General features: G+C 72.8%; 13 protein-coding genes. 7 read left to right on the forward strand and 6 right to left on the reverse strand.

Annotation, left to right across the window (positions count from 1 at the left end; all coding sequences use genetic code 11):
* Window positions 1–119 precede the first annotated feature (119 nt).
* The 3 genes from ACIBBA_RS29960 to ACIBBA_RS29970 form a co-directional block, all read right to left on the reverse strand.
* Window positions 120–1,709, reverse strand: a complete 1,590-nt coding sequence (locus tag ACIBBA_RS29960; protein WP_396701696.1) for an MDR family MFS transporter — start codon at window positions 1,707–1,709, stop codon at window positions 120–122.
* A 36-nt stretch (window positions 1,710–1,745) separates the two neighbouring features.
* The gene (locus ACIBBA_RS29965) at window positions 1,746–2,369 is read right to left on the reverse strand and encodes a TetR family transcriptional regulator (protein WP_396701698.1); all 624 of its coding nucleotides are present in this window, start codon (window positions 2,367–2,369) and stop codon (window positions 1,746–1,748) included.
* A 61-nt stretch (window positions 2,370–2,430) separates the two neighbouring features.
* Window positions 2,431–2,598: a hypothetical protein gene (locus ACIBBA_RS29970; protein WP_396701700.1), complete on the reverse strand. Its 168-nt coding sequence runs from the start codon at window positions 2,596–2,598 to the stop codon at window positions 2,431–2,433.
* 223 nt (window positions 2,599–2,821) lie between these two features.
* On the opposite strand from ACIBBA_RS29970, the gene ACIBBA_RS29975 reads away from it, so the two are divergent.
* A complete protein-coding gene (locus tag ACIBBA_RS29975; protein WP_396701702.1) occupies window positions 2,822–3,853 on the forward strand; it encodes a poly(3-hydroxybutyrate) depolymerase in 1,032 nt (343 codons plus the stop codon).
* 45 nt (window positions 3,854–3,898) lie between these two features.
* Here the strand turns inward: ACIBBA_RS29975 and ACIBBA_RS29980 are convergent, their stop codons facing one another.
* Genes ACIBBA_RS29980 through ACIBBA_RS29990 form a run of 3 tightly spaced genes read right to left on the reverse strand, consistent with a single transcriptional unit; the run spans window position 3,899 to window position 5,945 of the window.
* Window positions 3,899–4,132 (reverse strand): hypothetical protein, encoded by a 234-nt coding sequence (locus ACIBBA_RS29980; protein WP_396701704.1) that lies wholly within the window; start codon window positions 4,130–4,132, stop codon window positions 3,899–3,901.
* A gap of 17 nt (window positions 4,133–4,149) precedes the next feature.
* Window positions 4,150–4,992: an ABC transporter permease subunit gene (locus ACIBBA_RS29985; RefSeq protein WP_396701706.1), complete on the reverse strand. Its 843-nt coding sequence runs from the start codon at window positions 4,990–4,992 to the stop codon at window positions 4,150–4,152.
* Window positions 4,989–5,945, reverse strand: coding sequence for an ATP-binding cassette domain-containing protein (locus tag ACIBBA_RS29990; RefSeq protein WP_396701708.1), 957 nt, complete (start codon window positions 5,943–5,945; stop codon window positions 4,989–4,991). Before ACIBBA_RS29990 ends, ACIBBA_RS29985 begins: the two co-directional genes overlap by 4 nt.
* Before the next feature lie 456 nt (window positions 5,946–6,401).
* Between ACIBBA_RS29990 and ACIBBA_RS29995 the strand changes: the two genes are divergently transcribed.
* From ACIBBA_RS29995 to ACIBBA_RS30020, 6 genes are all read left to right on the forward strand, one after another.
* Complete coding sequence (locus tag ACIBBA_RS29995) at window positions 6,402–8,549, forward strand: TOMM precursor leader peptide-binding protein (RefSeq protein ID WP_396701710.1); 2,148 nt, start codon at window positions 6,402–6,404, stop codon at window positions 8,547–8,549.
* A gap of 53 nt (window positions 8,550–8,602) precedes the next feature.
* A complete protein-coding gene (locus ACIBBA_RS30000; RefSeq protein WP_046564715.1) occupies window positions 8,603–8,785 on the forward strand; it encodes a hypothetical protein in 183 nt (60 codons plus the stop codon).
* Between the two features lie 187 nt (window positions 8,786–8,972).
* Entirely contained in the window at window positions 8,973–9,191 is a 219-nt protein-coding gene (locus ACIBBA_RS30005; protein ID WP_396701712.1) for a thiazolylpeptide-type bacteriocin, read from the forward strand.
* Between the two features lie 75 nt (window positions 9,192–9,266).
* Window positions 9,267–9,452, forward strand: coding sequence for a thiazolylpeptide-type bacteriocin (locus ACIBBA_RS30010; protein WP_046564718.1), 186 nt, complete (start codon window positions 9,267–9,269; stop codon window positions 9,450–9,452).
* Window positions 9,453–9,541: 89 nt separating this feature from the next.
* A complete protein-coding gene (locus ACIBBA_RS30015) occupies window positions 9,542–11,491 on the forward strand; it encodes a TOMM precursor leader peptide-binding protein (protein ID WP_396701715.1) in 1,950 nt (649 codons plus the stop codon).
* Window positions 11,492–11,501: 10 nt separating this feature from the next.
* The gene (locus ACIBBA_RS30020) at window positions 11,502–13,148 is read left to right on the forward strand and encodes a SagB family peptide dehydrogenase (RefSeq protein WP_396701717.1); all 1,647 of its coding nucleotides are present in this window, start codon (window positions 11,502–11,504) and stop codon (window positions 13,146–13,148) included.
* Window positions 13,149–13,195 lie beyond the last annotated feature (47 nt).

Below are 13,195 nucleotides of genomic sequence, written 5' to 3' on the forward strand. Positions count from 1 at the left end.
CCCCCGGGCCCCCCCCCCCCCCGCCCCCCCCCCCCGGCCGCCCCCCCCCCCCCCCCCCGCGGCGGGAGGGGGTTCCGCGGCGCGGTGCCGGCGCCGCGGAACCCGCTTCCGGCCGGGTCTCAGTGCGAGACGCCGGCCGCCTGCGCGGCGGCTTCCTCCTGGGCCCGCCGCTCGTCGCCGCTGAGCGTGTGCAGCGGCTTCTCCTTGATGAAGATGACCGCCACCATCGCGAGCAGGGCCAGCGGCGCGCCCACCAGGAACAGGTCGGCGGTGGCCGTGCCGTAGACGTCCTGCACGATCCGGAGCACCGGCTCGGGCAGCGTGGTGAGGTCGGGGACCTGAGCGGTGGAATCCCCGCCGGCCGCGGCGGGCCCGAGCTTCTCGGCCATCAGGTCGGTGATCCGGCTGGCCAGCACGGCGCCGAGCGCGCTGACGCCGATCGCGCCGCCCATGCTCCGGAAGAAGGTCAGCGTGGAGGTCGCCGCGCCCAACTCGTGGGCGGGCACGTCGTTCTGCGCCGCCAGCACCAGGTTCTGCATGAGCATGCCGACGCCGATGCCGAGCACGGCCATGTAGATCGACAGGACCAAGACGCTGGTCTGCGCGTCGATGGTGCCGAGCAGCACCATCCCGGCGGTCATGACGGCGCCGCCGGCGACCAGGAAGATCTTCCAGCGGCCGTACTTGGTGATCAGCTGACCGGCGACGGTCGACGAGACCAGCAGCCCGAAGATCATCGGCAGGCTCATCAGGCCGGCCACGGTCGGCGACTTGCCCAGGGAGATCTGGAAGTACTGCGACAGGAAGACCGTGCCGCCGAACATCGCCACGCCGACCAGCACGCTGGCAACGGTGGCCAGCGAGACGGTGCGGTTGCGGAAGATGTCCAGCGGGATGATCGGCTCGGCGGCCCGGGACTCGACGAACACGGCGAACGCAAGGAGCGCGAGACCGCCGGCCACCATCAACGCCGTCCAGCCGGACGCCCAGGCGAACTTGCTGCCGGCCAGCGACGACCAGACCAGCAGCACCGACACGCCGGTCGTGATCAGCGCGGCGCCGAGCCAGTCGATCTTCACCTGGCGGCGGACGACCGGCAGGTGCAGCGTCCGCTGGAGCAAAAAGATCGACAGGATGGTGAACGGGACGCCGATCAGGAAGCACCAGCGCCAACCGAGCCAGGACGTGTCGACCAGGACCCCGCCGATGAGCGGCCCGGCGATGGTGCCGACGCCGAAGACGGCGCCGAAGATGCCGGCGTACCGGCCGAGTTCCCGCGGCGGGATCATCGCGGCCATGACGATGGTGGCGAGTGCGGTCATGCCGCCGGCGCCGACGCCCTGCACGATCCGGCTGAGCAGCAGCACCTCGACGTTCGGCGTGAAGCCGGCGATCAGCGAGCCGACCACGAACAACGCCAGGGACGACTGGATGAGCAGCTTCTTGCTGTAGAGGTCGGCCATCTTGCCCCAGAGCGGCACGGTCGCCGTCATGGCCAGCAGTTCGGTGGTGACGATCCAGGTGTAGACGGTCTGGCTGCCGTTCAGGTCGGCGATGATGCGCGGCAGCGCGTTCGCCACGACCGTGGAGGCGAGGATCGACACGAACATGCCGACCATCAGGCCGGAGAGGGCCTGCAGGACCTCGCGGCGGGACATGCGGGCCGGGCCGACCTCGACGGGATCGGCGGGCACGGTTGATGCGGACATCGTTTCCTCAACTTGTGGCGGGAGCGGTCAGGGGGGTCAGGTCTTCGGGCCGGGATCGGCCAGCCCGGCGGCGAGCGCGTCGAACGCCTCGTCGACCAGGTCGGCGAGGGACCGGGTGCCGCCGGCGGCGGCCCAGCGCAGCATGGCGGTGCGGAACGCGGCGCCGGTGACGGTCGTGAGCAGGGTCGGGAAGCCGTGCTCCGGGGATACGCCCACCCGGCCGGCCACCACCTCGATCATCGCCCGCTCCGCTTCGGCGCCCACCGTGACCAGGCGCGGCAGCAGGGCCGGGTGCTGCGTGACGACCGTCATCCGCAGCAGCCACAGCTCACGCTCGGCCTGCATCTCGTCGATGACCTCGGCGAGGGCGGTCCGGATGGCCGCGAGGGCGGGCACCTGCGGCGGCACCTCGGCGACGCGGGCCACGAACCGGGCGCTCTGCACGGCCTGGTCGCCGATGAGCGCGTCTTCCTTGCTCGGGAAGTAGTTGAAGAAGGTCCGGGACGAGACGTCGGCGGCGGCGCTGATCTCCTCCACCGTCACCTGCTCCAGCCCGCGCTCGGCGACCAGCCGCAGCGCGGCGGTGGCCAGCGCGGCGCGGGTCTGCCGCTTCTTGCGGTCCCGGAGTCCGGGCGCGGCGGGGGAGGGTTCGGCCGTCACCGGGCAACCCTAGAAACGATCTTTCAGTCCGTGCAAACTTTCGCGTCGTGAAGTGAGCAGGCTAACCTCCGGGCGACTCCTGCTCGGTCCGCGCGGTGTCCGGCACCCGGGCTTCCTCGTCGGTCAGCGCGTCGTCGTCGTGCTCGGTGAAGCGCTCCGGTTCGCGGCGTTCGGTCTGTCCCAGGCGGTCGCGGGTGGGTGCGCGCTGCTCCTCGGAACCGGATGACACTGGGGGTGGCCTCCCCGCGTTCGGCGATGCCCGGCGGTCTGCCGGCGTTTTCCGGATACCCGTCGCCGCCAATCCGACACACGGGCCCGGCCGGCGGTCACGGTGGCCCGACGACATCCCCGCCGGGCGGGTTGTGTGGGCCGCGCGCATATGGACTGTGATGTATGTCTCGGTACCGTCGGCGCACGCCGGCGTCGCCGGTGCCAGGCGACAGGAGTGGATCATGAGAGTGTGGTGGAAGGCGCTGGCCGCCGCCGTCGGCCTGCTGCTGGCCGTGCCTCCCGCGAGCGCCGCGCACGCGGCCGGCACGCCGTACACCGTGCCGCCCGTCGCCGGCTCGCTGAACACGTACAACGTCTCCGCGGTGTACGTCGCCGGGGTCTCCTCGGGCGGGTACCTGGCCACCCAGCTCCAGGTGGCGTACTCCGGGCGGATCCGCGGCTCGGCGATCTTCGCCGCCGGCCCGTACTACTGCGCGCAGAACACCGTCAGCCAGGCCCTCTACGCGTGCGGCGACAACATTTACCCGACGTACCTGGCCAACCTTGAGACCTACACCCGCACCTGGGCGTCGTACGGCTGGGTCGACCCGGTGGCCAACCTCGCGTCCCGTCCCGCTTACGTCTTCCACGGCAACTCCGACAACACGGTGAAGAAGTCGGTCACCGACGACCTGGTCCGCTATCACCAGCGCTTCGGCGCCAGCGTGCAGTACGACAGCGGCTCCGCCGCCGGCCACGCCTGGGTGACCCCGTACGGCACCGGCGGCTGCATGGTGACCGCCTCGCCCTTCCTCAACGACTGCGGCACCGACCCGCAGGGCGCCTTCCTGCGCAAGCTGTTCGGCTCGGTGCAGGCGCCGAACACGGGACCGCTGCGCGGCACGCTCACCCGCTTCGCCCAGAACACCTTCGCGGTCAACGGCTGGGCCAACGGCATCAGCATGGACACCGCAGGCTTCGCCTACGTCCCGGCGTCGTGCGCCGCCGGCCAGTCCTGCCGGCTGCTGGTCGCGCTGCACGGCTGCCTGCAGGGGTACGGCAAGGTCGGCACCGCCTTCGTCGACCGGGCCAACCTCAACCAGTACGCCGACACGAACAACACGATCGTGCTCTATCCGCAGGCCACGACCTCGGTCGCGAACCCGAACGGGTGCTGGGACTGGTGGGGCTACCTCGGCGCGACGAACTACCCGATCAAGGGTGGTGCGCAGGTCGAGACGATCATGAACATGGTCCGCCGGCTCGACGGCTGAACCCGGCACGCTCGGACCGGGCTCGCCGGTCGTCCCGCCCGCCCGTCAGTGCTCCGGGTGGCGCCGGACGAAGTCCTGGTAGGTCTCGTTGGCCAGTTCGAGCTCCCGGACCTGGGCGGCCAGTTCGGCCCGGCGCAGTTCGGCCGCCGACCGGGCTCGGGCCAGCCGCAGCTCGTGCCTCCGGTCGCCGGCCCGGGACCAGCCCCGGACGGCGGCCCAGGCGATCCAGCCACCGCAGGCCGCCAGTCCGGTAAGCACGAAGGCGAGGAGGAAGTCCATCGCGACACCCCTTCCGGTCAGTTCACGTCCCGGCGCACCGCCACCCAGGTACCCAGCCCGAAGGTGAGCAGCACGTAGCCCACGAGAACGACGGCGGGCGGCGCGGCACCGGCCGATTCGAGCACGCCCGGGGTGCCGCCGTCGAACTGGGACCGGGCGCCCAGCGCCCCGGCCAGCGCGCCGGAGCTGGGTGCGAGCATTAGGTTGCGGACCGCCGCCAGCGGGCTCAGCACGAGGGCGAGCCCGCTCACCGCGTTCTCCAGCACCAGTGTCCACACCAGACCAACGGCGATGGCGGTGGCGGTGCTGCGGAACGCGATCGCCAGGAAGTAGCCGAGGCCGGCGTGTGCCGTGCAGATGAGCCAGGCGGCCGCCACGGCCGCGGCCAGCTCGCCCGGCGGCGGCCAGGCCAGGCCGCGCCGCTCGACGAGGGCGATCGCCGTGCTGGCCGCGGCCACCGCGGCGAAGGTGAGCACGGCCAGCAGCAGGGTCAGGGCGGCGAGCGCGACGGCGTGCCCGGCCAGCACCTGCGCCCGGCGGGGACGCTGGGTGAAGATCAGGTTGAGCGTGCCCCACCGGTACTCGTTGCCGACGACCAGGGCGCCGAGGACCACCACGATCGCCCCGCCGAAGAGCGGGAAGAGCCCGATCCCGGTGGTGACGAGTTGGCCGGGCAGCACGGCGTCCAGCAGCGAAGCGGCGGCGTCCGACTGCTCGGGGTCGCCGGCGAGGGTGAGGTGCACCAGGTAGGGGACGCCGACGCCGAAGGCGAGCGCCAGCGCGGTCCAGGTGAGGGTGACGGTCCAGACCGCGGGGCGTTTCCGGTCGGCGAACCAGGCCGCGCGTACCGAGTCGATCACCGGCTGCCTCCCGTCGTGGTGGTCTCCCGCTCCGGGTCGGCACGTTCCGGCGCGGTCAGTTCCAGGAACGCCTCCTCCAGCGAGTGGCGCACCGGTCGTAGCTCCCGTACGTCAACGTCCGCCTCGACCAGCAGCCGGTTCAGCGCCGCCGCCAGCGAGGGATCAGCGGTGACCTGCAACCGTCCGTCGACCACCGCCACGGCGCGGACACCCGGATGGTCGCGCAGGCAGGCGGCCGCCTTGTCCACCGGGTCTGCGGCGATGAGCAGCGCCCCGTCGCCGAGCGCCGCGCGTAGCTCGTTTGGGGTGCCGTCGGCGACCAGTCGGCCGCGGTCGATGACCGCGATCCGGTCGCAGACCTGCTCCACCTCGCCGAGCACGTGGCTGGAGAGCAGCACGGTGCGGCCGCGCCGGCCGAGCGTGCGGAGCAGCTCCCGGATCTCCGACACGCCCGCCGGGTCGAGGCCGTTGGTGGGTTCGTCCAGGATCAGCAGGCTGGGCTCCTTGAGCAGCGCGGCGGCCACCCCGAGCCGCTGCTTCATGCCCAGCGAGTAGGTCCGGAACGGCGAGTGCCCGCGTCCGGTCAGCCCCACCTCGGCCAGTACCCGGTCGACGGCGCTGTCGGAGACGCCGGCGTAGCGGACGGCCAGCCGCAGGTTGTCCACTCCGGACAAGTGTGGATAGAAGGCCGGCGACTCGATCAATGCGCCGACCCGGGCCAGCTCCGCCGGGGTCCCCGGTGGTTGACCGAGCACTCGGATCCGGCCGGATGTCGGGCGGACCAGCCCGACCAGCATGCGCATGGTGGTCGTCTTGCCGGCGCCGTTCGGCCCGAGGAACCCGAAGACCTGCCCCGGGGGCACCCGCAGGTCGAGGGCGTCGACCGCCGTGATCCCGCCGGGATAACGCTTGGTCACCTCGTGCAATTCGATGGCGAAACGGTCATTACCCATCGGATTGTCGCAATCCATCGGCGACGCGGTGGGGCTTGAGGACGGAATTTTCCGCACCGTTCATCCAAGGGTCCTTCGAATTCCCGACCGCGACACAGGGTTAATTGCGCGTGGTCAATTAACTGTTCGTTAAGGCAAAGTCGAGAGGCTGCGAACGGCTGGCCCGCCGACCCGCAGTCAGCCTCTCGCCGGCCTGCACCCCGTCGGTCGTGGAACGATGTAAAGGCTCCTGACCTGCGGTGCTGCCCGGCGACGCCCACAGCGTAGCGGAGGTTGATCGGCGCGGGAAGGCCCTGCCGCGGTGCGGGCCGGAGTTCTTGTTCCCGGCCCAGCTCAACGACCGTTAATTCACCGACGCCGCTACCCGACACGAAACAATCTGTTGACGTATGAGTTGATCTTGGGCAGCATGAAGGCACTTTCAAGTCGACCGTGATCGTTGGCATAGGAGCCCGGATGAGCCTGCCGCCGGACGGTGTACAGAGCCTGGAAATGCGGCCCAAGCTGCGGCATGACGTGGTCTTCCTGGACGCGCCGGCCGGCGCCTACCTCCGCGGGCCGGACACCGCGTTCCTGGTCAAGGGACGGTCGGCCTTCCGCTGGCTGACCTCGCTGAGCCCGTACCTCACCGGCGAGCACACCCTGGCGCAGCTCACCGCGTCACTGGACCCGGGACAGCGGCAGACCGTGCTCAGCCTGGTGAACGCGCTGCTCGCCCGAGGCTTCGCCAAGGACGCCGCACGACGCAGCGAGCTGGCCGAACCGGTCGCCCGGCGGTTCGCCGCGCAGATCGAATTCGTCGACCACTTCGCCGACGACCCCACCGCCCGGTTCCAGCGCTTCCACACCGCCCGGGTCGTGCTCGCCGGTGGGGGAGCGACCCTGCTCGCCGCGGCGAGTGGCCTGCTGCGCAACGGATGCCTCCAGCTCGACCTGTACCCGGACGACGGACCGACCCGGTACGGCGAGGCGCTGCGGCCGGAGGTGGCGGAGCTGCGCGCCGACGGGCTGGCGGCGGAGGTCCGGGCGCACGCGGGGCCGGTCGACGTGACCGGGGCGGACGCGGTGCTGCACTGCGCCGACCGCACCGGGCTGCCCCAGCTGGCCGCGCTCGCGCGCGCCTGTCACCGCGACGGCCCGCTGCTGGTGCCGGTGGTCTGGGACGACGAGCGCGCCGTGCTGGGGCCGACCGTGCCGTCCGGCGGCACACCCTGTTGGCTCTGCGCCCAGCTCCGGCTCACCGCCGGCGCCGACCCGGCCGCCGCCGCCGAGTTCTGGCGGCAGCTCGCCGTCGGCGCCGGTCCCGACGAGACCGCGCCGCTGCCCGAGGTGACCGCGCGGATGCTCGGCAACGCCGCCGCGTTCGAGCTGTTCCGGGTGCTCACCGGGGCGCTCGGGCCGGACACCGCCGACAGAGTGCTGCTGCTCGACCGGTCCACCCTGGAGGCGGTCCGCGAGCCGGTGCTGCCGCACCCCGCGTGCCCGGTGTGCCGGAACGTCGAGCTGCCCGCGCCGGCCGGGCCGGCCGGCTCCGAGGACGAGACGTACCAGCGGGCGCAGGCTCTGGTCTCGCCGAACGCCGGCGTCTTCACCCGCTTCGTGGACGATCCGCTCGAGCAGGCGCCGCTCAAGACGGCCCGGCTGCGGCTGCCGGGGCGGCGCGGCCCCCGCGAGCTGACCGCCTTCGACGTGCACACCGTGATGAGCGCCCGGCTCGCCGCCTACCGGGTGGCGGTGCGCGAGCACGCCGCCCGGTACGCCGACCCCGACGCCGGCGTCCGGGCCACGGCCGCTGAGCTGCGCGAGCGGGGCGAGAGCCCGGTGCCGTGGACCGAACTGGATACCGCGAGCGGTGCGCTGCCCTACGACCCGCAGCGGTCGGTCCATTGGCTGCCGGCGACCGTGCTGGGCCGCCCGGAGAGCGTCTGGGTGCCGGCCGCCGTGGCGCTGCCCACCTCGGCCGCGAACGGCGACGCCCTGGCCGAGCGGACCGTCGCCGGCGCGGTGGCCGCCGACAGCCTCGACGGAGTGATCGACCAGGGTCTGGCCGACGCGCTCGCGTACCACGCGCTGACCGCCGTGCTACGGGGCGCCGCAGGTCTCGGCCGGCTGGGCGAGGAGGAGCTGGTCGCCGACGACGACACCGCGTTCGTGGTGAAGGCGGCCCACCGCTTCGGGCACCAGCTCGCGGTCTTCGCGCTTCCCGCGGCAGCGCCGGCTCACGCGGTGCTCGCCGTCACCGGCTCAACGGACGGCGAGGGCCGGGACTGGCGACTCGCCGCCGGCTTCGATCCGGTCGCCGCCCGGCTCGCCGCGGTACGCGACCTGGTCGGCCGGATCCAGGTGCGGCACTTCGAGGGCGGCGAGGCCGACCTCGGTGAACCGGCGCTCGCGGACCTCGACCCGGTCACCCTCACCGCCGGGGCGCCGTCGGCCGAGCCAGCCCGAGCCGCCGGCACCGACCGGGACGCCGTCCTGGCCACCCTGGCCGGGCAAGGAATCAGCGCGCTGCTGGTCGAGACCACCCCCCGCGACATCCGGGCCAGCGGAGCCTTCCGCAGCGGCGTGGTCCTGCTGCGCCACCACGGCCGTACGGCCGACTGAGCCACCACATCAGTGGACCGAGCGAGGCACGCACCGTGGAAGGAGGTGGAAACATGCCGATCACCCTGAACGACGAACTCCGCGAGTTGGAGACCGAGACCTTCGAGATCGAAGAGGTCGAGGACGGCGGCGAGGCGCTCGCCGCGACCAGCTCGAGCTGCTCCTGTTCGAGCTGCTGCAGCTGCAGCACGTCGAGCTGCTGCAGCACGAGCACCAGCACCTCCAGCTGCGGCTGACCAGGTGGGGCGGGGTCGAACCCCGAAACTGGCGCAGTCCGGTCCTGGTGGGACACGCATCCGACGCACCATCCGCCGCCGGCCCACACCGGCGAGCAGCCCCTGCGTGCCTCCGCCGGATCCACCGTGGTGGTGCGGACGCAGAACCATCGACGACCGGCGTTCATCGCGGCGCAAGGAGAGGCCCGTGCCGACACAACCCCTGGCACCCGTGGCACTGCCCGACTCGCTCCGCAGCGAGTTGCGCGACCTGCAGACGGAGACGTTCGAGGTCGAGGACATCGCGGATCTGTCCGCGGACCTCATGGACATCTGCAGCAGCAGCACCAGCACCTCCAGCTGCTCCAGTTGCAGCACGTCCAGTTGTTGCAGCTGCACCTCGTCGAGTTGCAGCAGCACCAGCTGAGCCCCGGTGTCACCGGCCGCTCCGGACGGCCGGCCGACGCCGCGGCCCGCACACCCCCGAGGGGAGGTAGAGGAAATGCCGGAACTGACTGAGGAACTTCGCGCGCTCGAGACCGAGACGTTCGAGATCGAGGACGTCGACGCGATCGACGCGATGGTCATGGACTGGTCGAGCTCCAGCTGTTCCTGCTCGAGCTGCTGCAGTTGCAGCACGTCGAGCTGCTGCAGCAGCAGCACCAGCACCGGATGCGGCGGCGGGTAACCGATCCCGCCGCGACAGTCCCCGCCGGCGAGCCACGCCGGCGGGGAGCCCGGTCCCGACCCGCCCCGCACGAAGACAGGTGAAACCGCATGATCGTCGACGTTCGGACCACCTCCACCGGGTGGGACACCAGCCTCAAGCAGCTCGGCGAGGCCTTCCACGAGCGACTCCAGAGTCAGCCGATCGCCGTCGGCGGGCAGCTCGACGCGGTCGCCGTCCGGATCGCCGCCCTCGGCCTGAGCGACGCGTACGCCGACGCCGACGACGGCTTCACCGGCACGGTGGTGCCGATCTGGCTGCACGGCGCGACCGCGCTGGTCGGTCCCCGCTGGTCCGACGCCGCGGGGAGCCGGGCAGGCCCCTGCCCGCTCTGCGTGCAGCGCCGCTGGCAGGCCATCCGGCTCCGCGAGGAGCGGCACGCCCTGGAGCACGGCGCGCGGGTGGGCGTGGTGGCCGCCCTGCCGCACCTGACCCCGTTCGCGGTCGAAGCGCTCTGGCAGCTGTTCCGCCAGGCCTGCCGGCCGTGGCCCGGCCGGCCCGGCGTGGGGCGGCTGCACCAGCTGCGGATGGACACCCTGGAGACGACCGTGGTCGAGGTGCTGGCCGACTCCGAGTGCCCGGCCTGCGCGGCCCCGCAACCGGACACCGCCGAGGCGGCGGTGCTCGCGCTGACCCCCCGGCCGAAGCCCAGCCCGACGTCGTACCGGCTGCGGTCGGCCGACGAGCTGGACCTGCCGGTCGGGGCCCTGGCCAACCCGATCGTCGGGGCGCTGGGCGGCAACGCGCTGCGGGCGTACAACGCGACCGCCACCGCGCCGGTGACCGGCTACTTCCGGGTCCGCAGCCGCTACGACCTGCACGAGATGTGGTGGAGCGGGCACGCGAACAGCTACGGCGGCAGCGAGACGTACGCCCTGCTCGAGGGCCTGGAGCGGTATGCCGGCCAGTTCCCGCGGGCCCGCCGGACGGCGATCTTCGACAGCTACACCAACCTCGCCCCCGACGCGCTGGACCCGGCCGGCCTGGGCTACCACCCGGCCTTCTACCACGGCCACGGGCTCTACTACTCGCCGTACTCCCCGGACGAGCCGATGCACTGGGTCTGGGGTTGGTCGCTGCGCGACGGCCGGCCGCGCCTCGTCCCGGAGCAGCTCGTCTACTACCTGGATCGCCGGACCGACCAGCGCAAGTTCGTCCAGGAGTGCTCCAACGGCTGCGCCAGCGGCAGCAGCCCCGAGGAGGCGATGCTGCACGGCATGCTCGAACTCGTCGAGCGGGACGCGTTCCTGCTCGCCTGGTACGGCTCCGCCCGGCTGGCCGAGATCGACCCGGCCAGCTGCCGCGACGAGCGGGTGCACTTCATGCTCGACCGAGTCGACCTGCTCGGCTACGACATCCGGCTCTTCGACACCCGCGCCGATCTGCCGGTCCCGGTGGTCACCGCGGTCGCGGTCAAGCGCGGCGGCGGTCTCGGCCAGCTCTGCTTCGCCGCCGGCGCCAGCCTGGACCCCGACGACGCGGTTCGCGCGGCGCTCTGCGAGACCGCCTCCTACGTCCCCGGCTTCGACGAGCGGGTCGCCGCCAGTGAGCCGGAGCTGCGGGAGATGGTGCGGGACTACACCAGGGTCACCGAGCTGAGCCACCACGCGCTGCTCTACGGACTGCCGGAGATGGCGGGGCACGCCGCCTTCCTCCTCGACGACCCGCCCCGGCGCCCGATGGCCGAGCTGTACGGCGACTGGCTGGCCACCCGCCCCGCCCACGACGACCTGCGCGCCGACCTGACCTACCTGGCGGGGGAGATCGCCGGCCTCGGCGACGACGTCGTCGCGGTCGACCAGACCTGCCCGGAGCAGGAGGTCGCCGGGGTGCACACGATGGCCGTGGTGGCCCCGGGCCTGGTGCCGATCGACTTCGGCTGGCAACGCCAGCGGGTGCTCTGGAGCGCCCGGCTGGAGCGGTACCTGGCGCGCGGCCGGCACGGACCGGACGGGCTCGGCGCGACCGGCCGCAACCCTCACCCGCACCCCTTCCCGTAGGAGCGCCGCCATGCAGCAGGAGGCCCGCGAGGTCGTTCGGGACTACACCGAGGCGGTTTTCCGCCGGGCCCGGATCCCGATGGAACCGCTCAACTACGAGGTGGACTGGGCCGACCAACCCTCCCGGCACAAGAGCTACCCGGACGCGCCCCGCCTGCCGCTGCCGGCCCACCTGCCCGAGCTGCCCACCCTGCGGGACCTGCACACCGGCGCCGGCCTGCCACCGGTCAGCGGCTGGTCGCTGCCCCGGCTGGCGACGCTGCTGCGGCTGTCGTACGGGGTGCTGGACCGGCGGCTGACGGTCAACTGGAACCAGGACGTCGCCAAACGGGCGCACTTCGAACACGCGGTCTGGGGGCGGGGCACCGCCTCCGGCGGCGGGATGTACCCGGTGGAGCTGTACCTGGTGACCGGCGGCGAGGGGCCGGTGCTGCCGGGCGTGTACCACTACCACACCGGTGCCCACGTACTGGAGCGGCTGCTGCTCGGCGACGTCAGCGGCACCGTCCGGGCCGCCCTCGCCGGCGACGCGTCGGCCTCCGAACCCCCGGCCGACAGCTACCTGCTCGCCAGCATCCGGTTCTGGAAGAACTCGTTCAAGTACAACAGCTTCAGCTATCACGTGGTCACCCAGGATCTCGGCGCGCTGCTCGGCAGCTGGGACCTGCTGGCGCCGGCGCTGGGGGCGTCCGCGCGGCGGGTGCTCCGGTTCGACCCGGCGCTGCTGGACCGGCTGCTCGACCTGGACAGCGACGCCGAGAGCATCTTCGCCGTCGTACCGCTGGACTGGGCGGACGCGGAACCGGCGGCACCCGGCGGGGGGACCCCGGCCGGGCGGGCCGGCGGCGGCGCGCGGGCCGCCGCCGCGCCCCGGGTCCGGTACGCCGCCTTCGAACGGTCCCGCCGGGTGCGGGCGTTTCCCGCAGTCACCGCCGTGCACCGGGCGGCCGCCGCTACCGCGTCCATCCCGGACGCGGTCGACCTGGTCGGTCCCCGGGATCTGCCCGGTGAGGCGGTCCCGCTGCCCACGCCCCGGCTGGACCGGCTCGACCAGCCGCTGTCGACGGTGCTGACCACTCGGTCCAGCAGCTTCGGCCGGTTCCGGCGGCCCCCCGAACTGACCGCCGACGACCTCGGCACCACGCTCGCCTTCGCCGCCGCCGGCCGCCGCTACCCGGCGGACGTCAAGGGGCCCGACGGTGCGCCGGCGCTGACCCGGCTCTGGGTCTTCGCCAACCACGTCGACGGCCTGCCGAGCGGCGGATACACCTACAGCGAGCGGCGGCACGCGCTGCTGCCGGCCGGCCCCGAACCGGACGGCGGAATGTCCGCCTTCCTGCAACAGCAGTACTTTCTCACCAACTACACGATGGGCCAGGTCGGCGCGGTGCTCGCGATCTCCGGGCGGCTCGACGCGGTGCTCGACGCGTTCGGGCCGCGCGGCTACCGGATTCTCAACGCCGAGGTCGGCACCGTCGCGCAGCGCACCTACTGCGCCGCCACCGCGCAGCGGCTCGGCTGCGGCGCGGTGCTCGGCTTCGACAACATCGCCATGGACGCCGCCCTCGGGTTGGCCGGCAGCGACGAGCGGACCGTGCTCTTCCTGCTCCTCGGGCGGCACCCGGAGACCACCGCCGACCTGGCGTACCGGCTGTGACCGCCCCGACCGGCGCCGGCGCGCCCGCGCCCCCGACCAACCGCAGA

This window comes from Micromonospora sp. NPDC051006, assembly GCF_044456245.1.
Lineage (GTDB): Bacteria > Actinomycetota > Actinomycetes > Mycobacteriales > Micromonosporaceae > Micromonospora.

Excerpts from the sequence above, each read along its gene's own strand:
- ACIBBA_RS29960 (WP_396701696.1), bottom strand. The coding sequence starts at position 1,709 with ATGTCCGCATCAACCGTGCCCGCCGATCCCGTCGAGGTCGGCCCGGCC.
- ACIBBA_RS29975 (WP_396701702.1), top strand. The coding sequence starts at position 2,822 with ATGAGAGTGTGGTGGAAGGCGCTGGCCGCCGCCGTCGGCCTGCTGCTG.
- ACIBBA_RS29980 (WP_396701704.1), bottom strand. The coding sequence starts at position 4,132 with ATGGACTTCCTCCTCGCCTTCGTGCTTACCGGACTGGCGGCCTGCGGT.
- ACIBBA_RS29990 (WP_396701708.1), bottom strand. The coding sequence starts at position 5,945 with ATGGGTAATGACCGTTTCGCCATCGAATTGCACGAGGTGACCAAGCGT.
- ACIBBA_RS29995 (WP_396701710.1), top strand. The coding sequence starts at position 6,402 with ATGAGCCTGCCGCCGGACGGTGTACAGAGCCTGGAAATGCGGCCCAAG.
- ACIBBA_RS30000 (WP_046564715.1), top strand. The coding sequence starts at position 8,603 with ATGCCGATCACCCTGAACGACGAACTCCGCGAGTTGGAGACCGAGACC.
- ACIBBA_RS30010 (WP_046564718.1), top strand. The coding sequence starts at position 9,267 with ATGCCGGAACTGACTGAGGAACTTCGCGCGCTCGAGACCGAGACGTTC.
- ACIBBA_RS30015 (WP_396701715.1), top strand. The coding sequence starts at position 9,542 with ATGATCGTCGACGTTCGGACCACCTCCACCGGGTGGGACACCAGCCTC.
- ACIBBA_RS30020 (WP_396701717.1), top strand. The coding sequence starts at position 11,502 with ATGCAGCAGGAGGCCCGCGAGGTCGTTCGGGACTACACCGAGGCGGTT.